General features: G+C 66.8%; 14 protein-coding genes, 1 tRNA gene and 1 riboswitch. Of the genes, 9 read left to right on the forward strand and 6 right to left on the reverse strand.

What is annotated here, in order from left to right; all coding sequences use genetic code 11:
• Positions 1–55 precede the first annotated feature (55 nt).
• From ubiG to AUL30_RS10825, 7 genes are all read left to right on the forward strand, one after another.
• Positions 56–847, forward strand: coding sequence for a bifunctional 2-polyprenyl-6-hydroxyphenol methylase/3-demethylubiquinol 3-O-methyltransferase UbiG (gene ubiG / locus AUL30_RS10795; protein WP_062227904.1), 792 nt, complete (start codon positions 56–58; stop codon positions 845–847).
• A gap of 93 nt (positions 848–940) precedes the next feature.
• Positions 941–1,411, forward strand: a complete 471-nt coding sequence (locus tag AUL30_RS10800) for a hypothetical protein (RefSeq protein ID WP_062227905.1) — start codon at positions 941–943, stop codon at positions 1,409–1,411.
• Between the two features lie 107 nt (positions 1,412–1,518).
• On the forward strand, positions 1,519–4,764 hold the full coding sequence (locus tag AUL30_RS10805; RefSeq protein ID WP_192843060.1) for a helicase-related protein: 3,246 nt from the start codon (positions 1,519–1,521) through the stop codon (positions 4,762–4,764).
• A gap of 15 nt (positions 4,765–4,779) precedes the next feature.
• A complete protein-coding gene (locus AUL30_RS10810) occupies positions 4,780–5,103 on the forward strand; it encodes an RNA-binding S4 domain-containing protein (protein ID WP_062227907.1) in 324 nt (107 codons plus the stop codon).
• A 160-nt stretch (positions 5,104–5,263) separates the two neighbouring features.
• Positions 5,264–5,602 (forward strand): ferredoxin FdxA, encoded by a 339-nt coding sequence (gene fdxA, locus AUL30_RS10815; protein WP_062227908.1) that lies wholly within the window; start codon positions 5,264–5,266, stop codon positions 5,600–5,602.
• A 500-nt stretch (positions 5,603–6,102) separates the two neighbouring features.
• Positions 6,103–6,678 carry a CarD family transcriptional regulator gene (locus AUL30_RS10820; protein WP_062227909.1) on the forward strand — a complete coding sequence of 192 codons (576 nt, stop codon included), beginning with the start codon at positions 6,103–6,105 and terminating at the stop codon, positions 6,676–6,678.
• Positions 6,679–6,953: 275 nt separating this feature from the next.
• Positions 6,954–7,820, forward strand: coding sequence for an RNA polymerase factor sigma-32 (locus AUL30_RS10825; protein WP_062227910.1), 867 nt, complete (start codon positions 6,954–6,956; stop codon positions 7,818–7,820).
• A 146-nt stretch (positions 7,821–7,966) separates the two neighbouring features.
• On the opposite strand, the gene AUL30_RS10830 is transcribed toward AUL30_RS10825, so the two are convergent.
• From AUL30_RS10830 to thiB, 4 genes are all read right to left on the reverse strand, one after another.
• The gene (locus AUL30_RS10830; protein WP_407638279.1) at positions 7,967–9,382 is read right to left on the reverse strand and encodes a M48 family metalloprotease; all 1,416 of its coding nucleotides are present in this window, start codon (positions 9,380–9,382) and stop codon (positions 7,967–7,969) included.
• Between the two features lie 291 nt (positions 9,383–9,673).
• On the reverse strand, positions 9,674–10,375 hold the full coding sequence (locus AUL30_RS10835) for a thiamine ABC transporter ATP-binding protein (RefSeq protein WP_062227912.1): 702 nt from the start codon (positions 10,373–10,375) through the stop codon (positions 9,674–9,676).
• Between the two features lie 8 nt (positions 10,376–10,383).
• Entirely contained in the window at positions 10,384–12,000 is a 1,617-nt protein-coding gene (locus AUL30_RS10840) for a thiamine/thiamine pyrophosphate ABC transporter permease ThiP (protein ID WP_407638280.1), read from the reverse strand.
• Between the two features lie 5 nt (positions 12,001–12,005).
• Positions 12,006–13,016, reverse strand: a complete 1,011-nt coding sequence (gene thiB, locus AUL30_RS10845) for a thiamine ABC transporter substrate binding subunit (protein WP_062228035.1) — start codon at positions 13,014–13,016, stop codon at positions 12,006–12,008.
• Positions 13,017–13,062: 46 nt separating this feature from the next.
• Positions 13,063–13,166, reverse strand: a riboswitch (TPP riboswitch).
• Between the two features lie 81 nt (positions 13,167–13,247).
• On the opposite strand from thiB, the gene AUL30_RS10850 reads away from it, so the two are divergent.
• Complete coding sequence (locus AUL30_RS10850) at positions 13,248–13,883, forward strand: thiamine diphosphokinase (protein WP_157070084.1); 636 nt, start codon at positions 13,248–13,250, stop codon at positions 13,881–13,883.
• A 57-nt stretch (positions 13,884–13,940) separates the two neighbouring features.
• A tRNA-Arg gene (locus AUL30_RS10855) sits at positions 13,941–14,017 on the forward strand.
• Between the two features lie 226 nt (positions 14,018–14,243).
• On the opposite strand, the gene AUL30_RS10860 is transcribed toward AUL30_RS10855, so the two are convergent.
• Positions 14,244–16,502: an autotransporter family protein gene (locus AUL30_RS10860; RefSeq protein ID WP_062227914.1), complete on the reverse strand. Its 2,259-nt coding sequence runs from the start codon at positions 16,500–16,502 to the stop codon at positions 14,244–14,246.
• A gap of 233 nt (positions 16,503–16,735) precedes the next feature.
• Positions 16,736–17,629: an SDR family oxidoreductase gene (locus AUL30_RS10865; protein WP_062227915.1), complete on the reverse strand. Its 894-nt coding sequence runs from the start codon at positions 17,627–17,629 to the stop codon at positions 16,736–16,738.
• Between the last annotated feature and the right edge of the window lie 215 nt (positions 17,630–17,844).

Raw genomic sequence — 17,844 nt, forward strand, 5'->3', positions numbered from 1 at the left:
GCCGCGGCCCATCCACCTTGCAGTACGGCGGAACAGGATCGAGGAGACCTTGGCGATGACAGGCACGCACGGCGGGGGCGGATCCACGTCCTCGATCGACACGGCGGAAGTCGAGCGGTTTTCGCGGCTGGCCCAGGAGTGGTGGAACCCGGTGGGCAAGTTCCGCCCGCTGCACAAGTTCAATCCGGTGCGCATTGCGTGGCTGCGGGACAGGATGCTCGACCATTTCGGCCGGACGCCGGGCATGGCGCGCCCCCTGGAAGGTCTCGACATTCTGGACATAGGCTGCGGCGGGGGCCTTGTCTGCGAGCCGCTGGCAAGACTCGGCGGTCATGTCACGGGCGCCGACGCCTCCGACACGAACATCGAGGTGGCGCGGCTGCACGCCAGCGAGCAGGGCCTTGCCATCGACTATCGCGCGACCACGGCCGAGGCGCTCGCCGCGCAGGGCAAGCGATACGACGTCGTCCTGGCGCTCGAGATCGTCGAGCATGTGGCCGATGTTCCGTTTTTCCTCGATACCTGCGCCGGCATGGTCAAGCCGGGCGGCCTCATCGTCGTGGCGACGATCAACCGGACCTACAAGGCGCTGGCGCTCGCCATCGTCGGTGCCGAATACGTGCTGCGCTGGCTGCCACGTGGCACCCACACCTATGAGAAGCTCGTCCGCCCGGGCGAGATCGAGGGGCCGCTGACATCGTCCGGCCTCATAATGGGGCCGTCGACGGGTGTTGCCTACAACCCCGTGGCCGACCAGTGGCGCACCACTGCGGACATGGATGTGAACTACATGGTCAGCGCCGTCCGGCCGGCTGCGCCCGTGGACGACAGGGCCGCCACGACCTGAATCCCGGCGGGCTGGAATCCGCACATTCTTTCTGTTAGTTGAAGCTGACACCGCAGGTCAGCTTTCCTGCGCTGCAGCCTCGGGAAGTGTTGAATGACCATGTCGGCACAGCGTGCGATCGCATCCGAAACGGAAGGCAAGGTCATCGCCTTTCCGGCCTGTCCGACGGCAGCGCGGCTGAAACCGGCCCCGGCGGAACTCGACGATGCCCAGCGTGTCGAACTCGACCGTCTGCGCTGGCTGGCGCTGCGCAGCCGCCTGGCCCCGCGGCCGAACCTGGAGAAGGCCTGTTTCCTCCTCGCGGCTGGCCGTGAAGCCTCGCTCGAGCGGATCTCGGTCTGCTTCTTCCACGGCCTGTCCGCGCATGGCCGGCACGACATGGTCCTGTACCGGCCGGGCGCGAAGGCCGTCAGCGACGACGAGATCTGGCTGATGCGCCTGCTGGCGGCCTGGCGGCGCGGCGACAGCCGGGCGGCAGGGGCCCTGGTGGCCTGGCGCGTCGCGCCGTCGCATCAGCGCTGGCTGCGCTTCCTGGCGGAAGGCCTGAGCAAAGCGCTCGACTGAGCGCCGCGCGCACCTGATTTCTGTGGACGAAGCCCGTCCGCACCCCGCCGACCGGCCCGCCGCATTTGCCTTTGGCCCTGCCCCTCCCCAAATGTCGGTCTGACATGATGGATGCACGCCTGACCCGCAATCGGCCCGCCGCCGGAGCCCCCGGCTTCGACGCCGGAGGCGTTACCGCCGTCCTGGGCCCCACCAACACCGGCAAGACCTGGCTGGCGATCGAGCGCATGGTGGCCCATTCGTCGGGCATCATCGGCCTGCCGCTGCGCCTCCTGGCGCGGGAAGTGTACCAGAAGGTCGTCGACCGGGTCGGCGTCGGCGCCGTGGCGCTGATTACGGGCGAGGAAAAGATCAAGCCGCCCAATGCCCGCTATTCCGTCTGCACGGTCGAGGCCATGCCGGTGGATGGCAGCGCCGCCTTCGTGGCGATCGACGAGGTCCAGCTTGCCGGCGATCTGGAGCGGGGGCACCTCTTCACCGACCGCATCCTGCATATGCGGGGCACGCAGGAAACGCTGCTCCTGGGCTCGGCGACCATGCGGGGCGTTCTGGAGCGACTCCTGCCGGGGCTGACGGTCCAGACGCGGCCACGCATGTCCAACCTCGTCTATGCCGGCTCCAAGAAAATCACACGGCTGCCGCGCCGCAGCGCCATCGTGGCCTTCTCCGCCGACGAGGTCTACGCCATCGCCGAGCTGATCCGCCGCCAGCGCGGCGGCGCGGCCGTCGTCCTGGGCGCGCTCAGCCCGCGCACCCGCAATGCGCAGGTGGAACTCTACCAGAACGGCGACGTCGAGTTCCTGGTGGCGACGGACGCCGTCGGCATGGGCCTGAACCTCGATGTCGATCACGTCGCCTTTGCGCAGGACTGGAAGTTCGACGGTTTCCAGTACCGCCAGCTGACACCGGCTGAGTATGGCCAGATCGCCGGGCGCGCCGGCCGCCATGTGCGCGATGGCACGTTCGGCGTGACCGGACAGGTCGATCCGCTCGGCGAGGAACTGGTCGAAGCCCTGGAATCGCACCGCTTCGAGCCATTGAAGGTCCTGCAATGGCGTTCGCGCCGGCTGGATTTCAGTTCGTTGCAGGGCCTGCGCCACAGCCTGGACGCCTTGCCGCCGGTGGCGGACCTTGCCCGGGCGCTGCCATCCGTCGACCAGCGGGCCCTGGAACTCCTGTCCGCCGACGAGCGGATCGCGGCCATGGCCCGCACGCCGCGCAATGTCGAGCTCCTTTGGGAAGCCTGCAAGTTGCCGGACTACCGGCGAATCGCTCCGGCCCAGCATGCGGAGATCATCGCGGCCGTGTACCGGGACCTTGCCACCCAAGGCCATGTGGCCGAAGATTACATGGCGAACCAGGTCCGGCATGCCGATTTTGCCGAAGGCGATATCGATGCCCTGTCGCGCAGGATCGCGGAAATCCGGACCTGGACCTATATTTCACACCGGCCGGGTTGGCTTGCCGATCCGTCACACTGGCAGGAAAAGACGCGCGCGATCGAAGACAGGCTGTCGGACGCGCTGCACGACAGGTTGACGAAACGCTTCGTAGATCGCAGGACAAGCGTCTTGATGAAGCGGCTGAGAGAGAACGCATTCATGGAAGCTGAGATCGGCAGCGACGGGAAGGTCCTCGTCGAAGGCCATCATGTGGGCGAGCTGCAGGGGTTCAGGTTCACGCCGGACGTAAAGTCCGATGGGCCCGATGCCAAAGCCGTCCGCGCCGCTGCACAAAAAGCCCTGTCCGGTGAGTACGAGGCACGCGCCGAGCGTTTCAGCAATGCGCCGAACGGCGACATCGCGATCGGCTCGGACGGGCTCCTGCGCTGGCTGGGTGCGCCGGTGGCCAGCCTGACGGCCGGCGACAGCGCCCTGCGCCCGCGCATCGTGCTCCTGGCCGATGACCAGCTTGCCGGCCCCGCGCGTGATAAGGTCGCCGCACGGGCGGATCGCTACGTGGCCTACCAGGTGTCGACCGTCCTCAAGCCGCTGGCCGATCTGGAAGCCGGTGAAGGGCTGGAAGGCACCGCCAAGGGCATCGCCTATCGCCTGGCCGAGAATTACGGCCTGATCCAGCGCCGGGACGTTGCGGACGAGGTCCGCTCCCTGGACCAGGACGCACGCGCAGCCCTGCGCCGTCTAGGCGTTCGCTTTGGCGCCTACCACATCTTCCTGCCGGCGCTGGTGAAGCCCGCTCCGGCGCAGCTCGTCACGCTGCTCTGGGCCATCCGCAACGATGGGCGGGACAAGCCCGGCTTCGGCGACGTGACTCAGCTCCTGGCGACCGGCCGCACATCCGCGCCGCTCGACCCGGCGATTGATCCCGTCTTCTACACCCTCTCCGGCTATCGCGCGCTCGGTCGCCGGGCCGTGCGCGTGGACATTCTGGAGCGGCTGGCCGATCTGATCCGCCCTGCCCTGGCCTGGAAGCCGGGCACGGGCAAGCGGCCGGATGGCGCCTTCGACGGGCGCGAGTTCCTCGTCACCGCAGCCATGATGTCCATTCTGGGCGCCACCGCCGACGATATGGAAGAGATCCTCAAGGGCCTCGGCTATCGTGCCCGGCCGTTGCAGTCGAGCGCGGTCGAGGAGCAGCTCGCTGCCCAGGACGCCGCTGCGCAGGATGCAGCCCCCCGCGACAGCACCGCAACAGAGGCGGTCGCCGAACCGGCCGCGACCGCTGACCAGGCCCCGCAGGCCGAAGACCAGCCCGCTGGCGCGGACGTGTCGAACGGTCCGGACGGCGAGACGGTGGAGCCGGCGGCGCAGGACGATGGCGCCGACGCCGCCCCGGCGGCCGAGGCAACCGCGGCCGAACCCGAAGCCGTGGTGGAGGCCAGCGAAGCATCGCCGGCTCCGGAGCCCGCGCAGGATGCGGCGCCGCAGGCCGACGAATCTGCCGAGGTGCAGTCCGGCACGGCCGCGCAGCTCCCCGTTGGGGAAGCCCCGGCGCCGGCCGAGGCAGAGGTCAAGCTCGTGCAGCTCTGGCGTCCGCATCGTGGCGGCGAAGGCCGTGGACGCGGGCAGGAAAACCGTCCGCGGCACGACCGCAACCGCCGTCGCCAGGGTGGCGAGCCGGTGGAAGCGCGGGGCGATGCGCCAGCCGCCGAGCGTCAGCCCAACCGCGAGGGCGACAAGCGCCAGGAGCGTTTCGGCAAGCGGTCCGAGGGACGCGGCAAGCCGCGCCCGGGCAATGACGAGCGTGAGCGTGCCCCGCGTGAGGGCTCCTTCCGGGACGGGCCGCGCCGCGATGGGGCGCGGGACGAGCGTCGGAACGACCGCCAGAAGCCGGTCGATCCCGATTCGCCCTTCGCCAAGCTGGCGGCGCTGAAGGACAAGCTCAAGAAGTAGGAGGTTGCGGGGCGCATGGCGGCGGGTGAGCAGCGGATCGATAAGTGGCTGTATTTCGCCCGCGTCGTGAAATCCCGCAGCCTCGCCCAGAAGCTGGCTCTGTCCGGGGCCGTCCGGGTTAATCGTGAGAAGGTGCAGCACAGTGCCCGGATCGTCCGCCCGGGCGATGTGCTGACCATTCGCCTGGATCATGCCGTGCGGGTGTTGCAGGTCATGTCGCCGGGGGTGAGACGCGGCCCGGCCAGCGAGGCCGCGCTCCTCTACGCCGATCTGTCGGCTCCCCTGCCGGATCTGGCGCCGGCAGTCGATGACGAGCCGGAGAACAGTTTGTCAGCCTGAGCCACAAACACAGTATCCTTTGCTCTTGCAACGCACACGGTGAGGGTCTACCTCCCGGCACGAGAAGCTCTCCTCCGCCGTTGCGGGGCTGTGGGCTATCCTGCAATCGCGCCCGGCAGTCGATCGCCTCCACTGCCGTTCAGCCCCGGGAATAGGTTCAATGACCTACGTCGTGACCGACAACTGCATCCGCTGCAAGTACACCGATTGCGTGGAGGTCTGTCCCGTCGATTGCTTCTATGAGGGCGAGAACATGCTCGTCATCCATCCCGATGAATGCATCGATTGCGGCGTCTGCGAGCCCGAATGCCCGGCCGAGGCCATCAAGCCCGATACGGAGCCCGGCCTCGACAAGTGGCTCAAGCTCAATGCCGAATATGCCGACAAGTGGCCCAACATCACGATCAAGCGCGATGCGCCGGCCGATGCGAAGGACATGGATGGCGTCGAGGACAAGCTCGACAAGTTCTTCTCGCCGGAGGCCGGCTCCGGGGACTGAGGCGGCCCGGCGCCAGCGCCGCCCCGCTCATGGAACCGCCCCGGCCGGATCGGCCGGGAGGGCGCTGACGCATTCTGTCCCGTCCGCGCACTGCAATGCCGGGTCACCCGCGCATAGGGCGACTGACATTTCGGCAAAGCCCTGCAACAGGCAACCGGAGGTTGCCTGTCCACATGTCATGTCGGACTCATCCCACGCAAATACCTTGAGTTTTCGCCGCCAATAGGGTATTATTTTCGCAACAGTCGAATGCTGGCTTCCGTCAAGCTACTTGACCCGGCTTTCGCGGCACTTCCGAAAGGCGCTTCTTCGTCAGCCGTGGTCGTACTCAGCCGGTTCCCGAACTGGACATGACCGCTTTGGCCTATAGGTGCCCATGGAAGGTCCAGGCTGGCGTATCATCACAGGATGGCACGCGCTTCAAATCCGGCGACTCTCCATGTCGTCCCCGTGCATAGCGGCACTCGCGGCCGCGCACAACAGGGAGTTTTATCAGGCGTATGAGCATTCAGAAGAAGACCTCCCAGCGTCAAGGCTTCAAGACCGGCGAAAGCATCGTTTACCCTGCTCACGGCGTCGGCCAGATCGTTGCGATCGAGGAACAGACCGTTGCGGGGATGAAGCTCGAACTCTTCGTCATCGACTTCGAGAAGGACAAGATGCGGCTGAAGGTGCCGGTCGCGAAGGCGGAAGCGGTCGGCATGCGCAAGCTGTCGGAAACCGATTTCGTCGAGCGGGCGCTGAAGGTCGTGCAGGGCCGCGCGCGCGTCAAGCGCACCATGTGGAGCCGCCGCGCCCAGGAATACGATGCCAAGATCAATTCGGGCGATCTCATCTCCATCGCCGAGGTCGTCCGTGATCTGTATCGTGCCGAAAGCCAGCCGGAACAGTCCTATTCCGAGCGTCAGCTCTATGAGGCCGCGCTCGGCCGCATGGCGCGCGAACTCGCCGCCGTGAACGAGGTATCGGAGACTGAGGCGATCCGCCTGATCGAGGTGAACCTCAACAAGAGCCCGAAGCGCGGCAAGGTCGCCGAGAACGACGAAGACGAGATCGAGGCCGACGAAGCCGCCTGATCGTCTCTCCTACAGTCAGAAGCAGTCAGAAGGCCGGTCGTTTCGACCGGCTTTTCTTTTGCGTGGATCGCAGAACTGGACTTTCGTTCGGGCCGCGGCGTCCTGCCGCGCTGGACATAGCCCTTGCCGGCGCTGCGCGCTGATCTATCTGAGCAAAAATTATCTTCACCCCCCGGAACCAACCGGCGCGCGTGCGGTTGTAACCGTGCGTAGGGTGAGGGGGATGTGTCCGGCCTTGCGCGACGAACTGTCAGATTTCAGCGAAAGGCTCCGACATGAAATCCCAGTCCGCAGGCCGCCTCATGATCCGTGCTGCCATGGCTGCACCCTATCTCCAGAGGGACGAAGAATATCAGCTCGCGGTTCGCTGGAAGGAGAGCCACGATCAGGCCGCCCTGCACCGCATGACTGCCGCTCATATGCGCCTGGTCATTTCCATGGCGGCCAAGTTCCGCCATTTCGGACTGTCGATGAACGATCTGATCCAGGAAGGGCATGTCGGCCTTCTGGAAGCTGCGGCCCGCTTCGAGCCCGAGCGCGAAGTCCGCTTCTCGACCTATGCGACCTGGTGGATCCGCGCCTCCATTCAGGATTACATCCTGCGCAACTGGTCCATCGTACGCGGCGGCACCTCTTCCGCGCAGAAGGCGCTGTTCTTCAACCTGCGCCGCCTTCGGGCGCGGTTGAGCCAGGGCTCGGAAGCGCTGGCCAGCAGCGAGATGTACCGGGAAATCGCCCAGGCGCTGAACGTTTCGGTCGGCGATGTCGCGCTGATGGACAGCCGCCTGTCCGGACCCGACTCCTCCCTGAACGCCCCCTTGATGGAAGACGAGTCCGGCAGCGCCGACCGCCAGGATTTCCTCGTCTCCGACTCTCCCCTCCCGGATGAGATGGTGTCGACCTCCATCGACGATGAGCGCCGCGTGTTGTGGCTGACCGACGCCCTCGATGTCCTGTCGGAACGTGAGCTGCGCATCATCCGCGAGCGCCGCTTGCAGGACGAAGGCGCGACGCTTGAAGCCTTGGGCAGTGAGCTCGGCATCTCCAAGGAGCGCGTCCGCCAGATCGAGACGCGCGCGCTGGAAAAGCTGCGTGCGGCCCTTCTGGCCCGCAACCCCGACCAGGCTGCCTATGTGAGCTGACGCTCCGTAGACAGGTATCGTATCAAGGGCGCGGTGTATCTCAACACCGCGCCCTTTCTGTATCTGCAACTTGTCGTCGGATGCCAGGCTACGGAGCAGGACCGAAAAGCTCCGGCAATCGGGTGCCGGAAACCCTTGGGAAGCGCCTATTCGGCGATGATCTTGTAGCGCGTGCCGGTGCGCACGCCGCCCCCGCCTTCCAGCCCGTTCAGAAGGCGGAACAGTTCGACCTTTCGGTCCACGCCCTGCATGCGCCCGGCAATGGAGGCTTCCGTATCGCCGAGGCCGGCCGTCACAATGCGGATGCGCAAGGGCTTCAGATTCTGCCGCTCGGCCGGCGACATGAGCCGGAAACTGTCGGAAATCTGCCGCGCGGCCGCGTCCAGACGGTCTGAGGCATTGGCCGGCATGGCCGTCAGGAAACGATAGACCTGCCCGCCGACCCGGATCAGCGTGATGTCGAACACATAGGCGCCGCCCTGAGCCCTCGCGGTCACGCCCTCGAGCCCCGCCACACGGATGGGGCGGATGGAATTGGCGTCGAGCCCGCCGATCCAGCCGCTGCGGACATAGTCGTCCAGCGAGCTGCGCTCCGGCAGGGCAACCCCGTCGAAGCGGATCGCCGTATCCCCCGGCCCGGTCGCCAGCACCGCCTCGGCCGTGTTGTCGATGACGAAGTCGCGCGGGACGGTGAAGGTGATGCCAAGCCCCGGATGGAAGAAGCTGCGCTCACGCACATAGCCTTCCGCTGCGGTGTCGCCGAAGAGCATGCCGTCAATGCCCGACAGGTAGCGGTCACGATCGGCAATGCCGGTCCCCTCCGGACCGAACTCGGCGGCATGCCGCCGGGCGAAATCGATCCGCTGCGCGGAGGCCGGATGCGAGGCCAGAAAATCCAGATCGGCGTTGGGCGCCTGGAAGGCGTTGCGGAAGCGCGAGAAGGACTCCATCGCCTCCAGGAAGCGCGCGGCCGAATAGGGGTCGTAACCTGCGCGGCCGATATGCCGGATCCCCAGCGCGTCAGCCTCCAACTCCTGATTGCGGGAGAAGCTGGCAAGGTTGAGCTGCCCCTTGGCCAGGGCCGCCTGTCCGGCCTGCGGACTGGACAGGACTTCGGCCACGACGCGCCCGGCCAGCTCGGCCGCCTGCTCGCGCTCCTGGCGCTTAATGCCGTGATTGGCCGAGACATGGCCCATCTCATGGGCCAGCACGGCCGCGACTTCGGCCGAATCGTTTGCCAGGGCCAGAAGGCCCCGCGTCACGTAGAGATAGCCCCCCGGCAGCGCGAAGGCGTTGATGTTGGGGGAGTTGAGAACGGTGATGGAGTAGGCGCGGTTCGGATCGTCCGAGTAGGCGGCCAGGCGGCCCACAATGGCGGCGAGCGAACGCTCAAGCCGCGGATCGGAATAGGCGCCGCCATAGGCGGCGAGGATCCGCGGGTGCTGGGACCGGCCGATGGACGATTGCGGATCGTTCTGTTGGGCGCTCTCGAAGCTGATGGGCTGGCGCTGCTGCGGCAGGAAGCCGGACGGCCCGGAAGCCCCTTGCGCCATGTCCTCCATGCCCGCGCCGAGCGAGGTGCAGCCGGACGCGGCAAGGCCGGCCAGAAGCACGGCCAGCACGGCCACGCGCCTGCCCTGCCGAACCCGGCGCTCCGTCCTGCCACTCCGAACCGACGTGCTGGCCGTCATGATCGCAACTGTCCCCTCGCTTCGGCGTGTGTCAACCGGCCCCCTTCATAGCGCGCTCCGGTGGCAAACCGAAAGCGCGGCAGGGCAACAGCGGCCGAACAACCGACGCATGCGCATGCAGCGCAATTCCGACGGAAGTGTGAGAGCGCAAGGCTTGGCCTCTCAACTCAGGTAATCGGCCAGGCGCGGATGCGGCGGCGGCCCCATCAGCTCCGCGACAGGACCGTCCAGCGCCACACGCCCCTTGTCGATGAAGACGATTCGCTCCGCATGGCCGAGCGCGTCCTCTGGCTGGTGCGTCACCATCAGGATGGTCAGCCGCGCCCTTTCGCGCAATTGGCCGATCAGGCCCAGCATGTCTTGCCGCAGGCCGGGCCCGAGCGCGGCGAAGGGTTCGTCCAGGAGCAGAAGCGGGCGCTCGCGCACCAGGGCCCGTGCCAGCGCCACACGCTGGCGCTCACCACCCGACATGGCGGCCGGGCGGCGCGGGCCGTAGCCGGCAAGGCCGACCGCGGCGAGTGCTTCCTCTGCGCGGGCGCGCAAGGGCGCGCCGGGCCGAGCCCGCGTCGTCAGCCCCAGAAGAACGTTCTGCAGGGCCGTCAAATGCGGGAAGAGGTTGTTTTCCTGAAACACCAGGCTGACCGGCCGCTCCGATGGCGCCATGCCGGACATGTCCGCCCCGCGATAGAGGATCCTGCCGCTGTCCGGGCCGACGAAGCCGGCCACGAGATCGAGCAGGGTGGACTTGCCTGCGCCGCTCGGGCCGATGACGGCGATCCACGCGCCCTCAGCCACGTCGAGGTCGAAGCACATGTCGAGCCCGTCATAGGCGAAACGGACGGCGTCGAGTTGGAGAATCGGCATCGTCACTGTCACCCTCGTTCCGTGCGCCCCGCGCCGCGCTCGGCCAGAATCATCAGGACCAGGCAGAGCGCCGCCAGGATCAGCGCCAGGCCCGCCGCGTCGTCGGTGCGGTAGCTGCCCATGCGCTGCAGGAGAAGATAGGGAAGCGTCACCAGATCCTGGCTGCCGAACAGCGCCACGACGCCGAGATCGCCCAGCGACAGAGCCAGTCCGAATGCCGCCGCAAGGCCGAGCGGCCGCCGCAGCACCGGCCACAGGACAAGGCGCCCATAGGCCATGCCCGACAGGCCGAGCTGCAGCGCCAGCCGGCGCTGAGTCGCCTCTGCGCCGTCGAGCGCGGGCTTCAGAATCCGCATCATGAAGGGCACCGCCATGACGGCGTTGGCCAGGATCACGATGACCGGGGCGAGCCGCGACACCGCCCCGACATCGCGCAGCAGGAGGAACCAGCCGGCGCCCACCACCACCGGCGGAACCACCAGGACGATGCTTCCCGCCATGGTGAAAGCGCTGGCCCCCAGGCGGCGCGATGCGGCCCCGAAGACGAGGGCCATCGACAGGGCCAGGCCGCAGACTGTCGCCAGAAGGGCGATGACGAGGCTCGTGACCATGGCCCGGTGGACGCTCGCCTGCATGAGCAGCCCCGCCAGATCCGCCTTCAACCCATTGGCGAGGATGGCCGCGAAGGGCGTGAGCACGAAGGCGAGGCCGAGCGCGATGACGGCGATATCGCACAGGCGCGCCAGGCGTCCCGGCCGTTCATAGCGCTGCACCCTGCCCCCGAGCGAGAACATGGCCGGCGCGGAGCGCGTCCAGAGGCTCGCCGGCACCAGGACGAGCGCCACGACGACGATCTGCGTCAGCGACAGGGCGATCACGCGGCCCGGGTCGAAATCGTAGCGCAGCGACTGGTAGATCGCCACTTCCAGTGTCGTCGCCGCCGGCCCGCCGCCCAGCACGAGGACGAGCGCGAAGCTGGTCACGCAGAGCATGAAGATGAGCGTCAGAATGCCAGGCAGGACGGCACGGATGGCCGGCCACTCCACGATGCGGAAGGTCGCGGCGCGCCCGAGCGACAATTGCCCGGCCAGCTTCCAGCTTTCGTTCGGCACGGCCGACAGCGCCGCAAAGCCGATGCGCGCGGCCAGCGGCATGTTGAAGAAGACATGCGCCAGGAGGATGCCGCTCAACCCATAAATGTCGAGCCGTGGCAGGCCGAGCGCCGCCAGGCCCTGCGACAGAAGGCCGGACCGGCCGAAGACGGCCAGGATGCCCAGCGCCGCCACGAGGGTCGGCAGCGCCTGCGGCAGGAGGAACAGCCGCAGCAGCATGTGCCGCCCGAAAAACTGCGTCCGATGCAATGCGAGCGCCAGCGGTATGCCGAACAGCGCCGACAGAAGCGCCGACAGGGCCGCCTGCATCAGCGTGAAGCGCAGGACCCCGAGAAGGTAGGGATCGGCCAGCACGTCGAGCGAGGGCATCGACCCGGTGGCGAGCGGCAGCACGAGGAACGGCGCGCCGAGGATGAGCACCAGGCAGGCCAGCCCCGCGGCCCCGGCGGCCATGCGGGGCCAGGAGCCGGCAGTCAGGGCGTGCCTCATGTGCCGGCGCGGCACGGACGGCAAAGGCCTCAGCGCCCGATGGCCTGAAGCCATTCCTGCGTCCAGGCCTGCCGGTTGGCAGCCACCTCCTCCGGGGCGATGGTCAGCGCGTGCGACGGCACCACCAGCCGCGAGAAGGCCTCCGGCAGCGGTTCGGCCAGCGCGCGCACGGGCAGGGTCCAGTTGGTCGTGGGAATGAAGGCCTGAACCTGCGGCGAGATCATATAGTCGAGGAACCGTCGCGCGAGTTCGGGGTGGTCGGACGTCTTCAAAACGCCCGCGATCTCGACCTGCAGATAGTGCCCTTCGGAGAATGCGGCGGCCTGGTAGCGCTCCGAACCCTCTTCGATCATGTGATAGGCGGGCGAGGTCGTATAGGACAGGACGATGGGCGCTTCGCCATTGGTGAAGAGCCCGTATGCCTCGCTCCAGCCAGGGGTAACCGTCAGGATGCGCCGGCTGAGTTCGCGCCACTTATCGGCTGCCTGATCGCCGTAGACGGACTTCATCCAGAGGAGAAGGCCGAGGCCCGGCGTCGAGCTGCGCGGGTCCATGATGACGATCTTCTGGTCCGCAGGCCCCGTCACCAGCGCGTCGAGGGATGTCGGCGGGGTTGAGATGGCTTGCGTATCGTAAATGAAGGCGAGCGGCGCATAGTCGAAGGGGACGAAATCCGGGTCTTCATAGGCAATGGGCAGGTCGAGCACGGAGAGGTCGATGCCGGAGGCGGCGAACAGTCCGGTCGCCCGCAATTCGGGGATGAGGTCCGTCGTCATGCCGAGCGCGACATCGGCCTGCGTCCCCTCGCCTTCCAGGCGCAGGCGGTTCAGGATTCCGACGCCGTCGTCCAGGCCGACGAAGCGCAGCTCGCAATCGCAGATCGCCTCGAAACCCTCTTTGACCCGCGGGCCGGGCCCCCATTCGGGAATAAAGCTGTCATAGGTGTAGACCGTCAGCACGGGCTTGTCGGCCGCGAGCGCAGGGCCGCCGGCCGCCGGCAGAAGGAGGGAGAGGGCGACGACGAGGTTGCGCGCGCGCATGAATGCTTCCATCGGTTCCGGACGACATGAAAGCGCAAGGGCGCATAGGCGCTTGAACTCCCATCCCTCCGCCGGTACGAGCCGGATCAGGTTCGGCGGGTTGGCGTCTAGCCTCTCAGCCCTCTCGTCAGGGCACCCCGTGAGTGAGCGTAAAGTCTACCCTATTTGCAGCGGCGGTGGAAACACTGCATCCCGGATTTCGATGATGCGATGTCACGGTGGGAGAAGCGGATGAATACGGCCTGCGTGGTGCTTCTGGCCGGCCCGATCGAGCCGACGCCGCGCCTGCGCGCGGAGGTGGCCGGGCGGCATGTCATCGCCGCCGATGGCGGGCTGCGCCACGCGCTGAGCTTAAGCCTTGCGCCCGACCTCATCGTCGGCGATCTCGATTCCGCACCGCCGGATCTCCTGGCCCGCTTTCCCGGCGTCGAGCGCCGGACCCTGCCGCGCGACAAGGCCGAAACCGATGGCGCCGCGGCGCTGACAGCCGCCACGGAGCGCGGCTGCCGCGACCTCCTCATCCTCGGCGCGCTGGGCGGGCCGCGCACCGACCACGTCTTCTCCAACCTCGTCCTGGCACTGGATCGCGCACACGGCTTCGACAGGCTCGTGATGTTCGACGGCCGCGAGCGGGCTTTTCCCCTGACACCGGGCCAGACGCTCCATCACGAGGCGAGCCCCGGAACGCAGTTTTCCATCTGCCGCTTCGGCGAGGTCACGGGCCTGACGATCCGCGGCGCCAAATGGCCGCTCGACGCCGTCACCTTGCCCTTCGGCTCGGTCCTGACCCAGTCCAACGAGGCTGCCGGCCCTGTCGCCATCACCATCGCCACCGGCCGCGCCTTCGCCCTGTTCAACGAGAACTGACCCTGGCGCTTTGCCTCTGGCAACCCCGGCCCCGATCCCCTATTGTGCGCCCCGGCTGGTCCCATAGCTCAGCAGGATAGAGCACCAGATTCCTAATCTGGGGGTCGTTGGTTCGAATCCAACTGGGATCACCAAGCTCGGGCCTAGACGCATCAGGCCTTCCCGAGCCGACCGGCAATACAAAACTTCCAGTTTGCCTTTGCATCAAAACGCAGCCGGCGCTCCACCGCTGTCAGCGGTGTGCGCCGAAGCTCGCGCGTCCGCGCGACATGGGATTTCCGTTCGACGCCTGCGCCGGGAACCGGGCCGTGATGGCCCGGCCGGAACAGGCGCCGATCGGTGGGCAACAAGGCTTTGTCGTCAGAAACGCGCCTTGAAGCCGATGGTGCCGTCGAGCGTGTATGCGTCTCCAAAGCTCTCGATCGCGCTGCGCGCGCCGAGCTCGCCATAGAGCGAATAGGCGTCGTTGGCCCAGTTGTAGCTGGCGCCGAGGCCCAGCCCGCCCCACAGCCGGTCCTCGCGTGAGGCGAAGGTGGCCGAGCCGACACCGACCTCGGTTCCGTCGAGGAACTCGTAATAGAGGTTGGCCAGGGCATAGCCCTTCAGTCGCCGCGTATCGCCCGCGCTGCTCTGCCAGCTGCGTTCGTGATCGATGGACAGGCCGAGACGTCCGTTCAGGCTGTCGCCGCCGAGGCGGCGGACGGTGGCTCCGAAGGCATCGTCGAACGTATCGAAGTCGACATTTGAGTAGACGAGCTGCGCCTGCGGCGTGAGCGTCCACTGGTAGGCGATGTCGATGGCCTTTCCGGCCTCGATGCTGAGGGCGTAACCGAAGCCGTTGTTGCCGTTCGCTTCCTGAACGTGCAGCGTATCGGAATAGATGTCGCTGTCGTACCAGGTCGCCTGCGCCTGACCGTCGACATAGAGGCCGTTCTGACCGTACCAGGTCAATGTGCCACCGACGCCGTAGCCGGTCGCATCGACGGAGCCGGTGCCATAGGGCGAGGTGATGCCGGCATCGGCACGGCCATAATGGACGTTGATACCGCCGATCAGGCTCGATCCGTCGGCAAAGCTGGCCACATCGAAGTCGTACCCGGCCTGCAGACGCCACAGATCGATGTCGTAATCGCTGAAGCTCGTGGACACGGCCGGATCGGCCACGATGCGCGAGCCTTCGATGCGACCCCAGGCCCCGGTGCCGTCCAGGATGTCGTCCGGTGCGGTCGCCGACAGCGCACCCTTGGCGAAGGGCTGCGGGTCAGCGGTACCCGACCAGACCCGGTTGCCCTTGCGCTGTTCCAGCGTCGGTACGCGGTTCAGGCTCATCAGCACCTGCGGATAGGCCTCATAGAGTGGCACGCCGGGCTGGTACACCGGCCCAAAGGGGAGAGCCGGATCGATCGGCGTGAGGGGCGGAACCACCGGTGGGTTGACGATGGTGCGCAGATACCAGTCGCCATCGGCGGGTGCGGCAGGGCTTCCCTGGTAAAGACCGTAGGCATAGGCGCCGCCGATCACCGCCGCCTCGCCCGTCGGGGCGACGTAATCGGGAATGAGCGAGAAGGTGCCGGGCGAAGCCCCGTCCACCCGCACGATGCGGATGCCCTGATCCGTCACGCCACCTCCGCCGCCGAGGTTGATGACGTTGACGCGCGTCGTGCCAGTGCTGTCGCCGGTGATGATGAGAAGATCCGTCGGCGAGGCGTCGTCGCCCAGCACGACCTCGTTCTCCAGGATGCCGCCGGCGCCGACATAGTCGCCCAGAATGGTGAGCGTTCCGATGGAGGTACCCGGCGCGACAGTGCCCGCATTGATGGTCGGGCCGACAAAGCCGTTGCCTTCCAGGCGGCCACCGGGCAGCACGTCCAGCGTGCCCCCGAGGAGCCCGTTCACCTGCAGCACGCCGCCCGCGATCTGCGCAAAGCCGGTAAAGCCGGCATGGGCTGCGTTGAGGATCGTGCGTCCGGCCAGCACGTCGATCGCACCATCGCCGACAATGGTGCCGACTCCCGTTTGCGGGGCCTGCGAGTCGAACTGGTAGCTGCTGCTGGAATGGTTGAAAACCAGCCGCGCATCGCCGGGACTTAAGGTGAGCGTCGGCGTGTTGATGGAGCCCGGCGCAACCGGAGCCGTTCCGTCCAGACTGCCGATCACCACCGTTCCGCTGGAGGCGGGCACCGGGCCGACGATGAAATCTCCAGGCGTCGTCAACACCGCGCCGGTGGACAGAACCAGCGTGCCCGTGCCGGCAGAACCGTCCGGCGACTGGCCGACATAGGTATTGGCGGGGTTGAGCGTCGCTCCGTCGATCAGACCGAGGGTACCGCCCTGTACGTAGAGATCGCCGTTGAAGCCGTTGCCGGCACTCCCCGTCAGGTCCAGTCGGACCGGTCCGACCTGCACCAGGTCGCCCATGCCCGACAGGCCGCCGCCGAAGCGCACATTGTCGGCGCGGTTGAAGGCCAGGGCCGCGTCCGGATTGATCTGGACATTGCCGACGATGGAGCCGGACGTACCGCCCGCCCCGATGGACAGGGTTCCGCTATCGACCAGCGTATTGCCGGCATAGGTGTTCGTCCCGGTCAGCGTCAGCGTGCCGTCGCCCAGCTTGACCAACCCGCCCGGCCCGGTAATGCCCTACGAAACAATTGACGAAAAGCCGTTGGTATCGATCCCGCCGGCCGTTCCAATCTTGAACGGTTTATACTTGAAATCCTGTATCGCTTACTTCTCCAGCGCCAAGCCGAAGATATCTGTTGCGGCATTCGATGTGGCCGGTAGACCAAAGCACACATCGGAGGCTGGGGGCCGGCGCCCCCACCCTTCGACGGATCATGATGGCACGGCCGTCAGGCGATCCCGGCGCCGCCGGTGACGCCGAAGACCTCGCCGGTGATGTAGCTGCCCTCCTGGCTGGCGAGGAGCACGTAAACGGGGGCGATCTCCACCGGCTGACCGGGACGGCCGAAGGCGCTGTGGCCACCGAAATTTTCGACCTTTTCCTGCGGCTGCCCGCCACTGGGCTGCAGAACCGTCCAGAACGGGCCCGGCGCGACGACGTTGGCGCGAATGCCTTTCTCGATCAGTTGCTTGGCCAGGGCCTTGGTATAGGCGACGATGCCCGCCTTGGTGGTCGCATAGTCGAGCAGGAAATCGGACGGCTCATAGGCCTGCACCGAGGCCGTGGTGATGACGGACGCCCCGGCCGGCAGGTGCGGGACAGCCGCCTGGCTGATCCAGTGAAGCGCGTAGAGGTTCGTCTTCATCGTCTTGTCGAAATCGGCCGACGACAGCTCCGAAATATCGTTCCGGAACTGCTGGCGCCCGGCATTGACGACGAGGATGTCCAAGCCGCCCAGGCCCGCAACGGCCTTGGCGACGAGTTCGCGCGCCCAGTTTTCATCTGTTATGTCGCCGGGCAAGGCCAGCGCCGTCCGGCCCTCCGCCTCGATCAGGCCGATCACCTCCTGGGCATCGGCTTCCTCCGACGGCAGATAGGCAATCGCGACATCCGCGCCTTCCCGCGCATAGGCGATGGCCGCCGCACGGCCGATCCCGCTGTCACCGCCGGTGATGAGCGCCTTGCGACCGGCGAGCCTGCCGCTGCCGGTGTAGCTGACCTCCCCATGATCGGGTGTCGGCTCCATCCTGGCGGCGATACCGGGGGCGGATTGCGGTTGCTTTGGAAAGGGCGGCTGCGGGTACTGGACGCGCGGATCCTGCATTTTCAAACGGTCGTTCATCGGTGTTCTCCGAAACAGTGAACAACCGCAATCCGTTCATGGCGGATGCGTTCCAACCCGCTGAGACATGATGAGACGGACCGCCTGACATTGCGCTCTTAATACTTTCGTCCCCCATAATAATCGAAGGTCAATATTCTCCCCGTTTTTTGTCAGGATACAGTCTAACATCAACGGATACATTTCGAAACACGACAATTCAGTTCCCGTTCATG

Source organism: Aureimonas frigidaquae (genome assembly GCF_001463905.1).
In the GTDB taxonomy this organism is placed as follows: Bacteria; Pseudomonadota; Alphaproteobacteria; order Rhizobiales; family Rhizobiaceae; genus Aureimonas; species Aureimonas frigidaquae.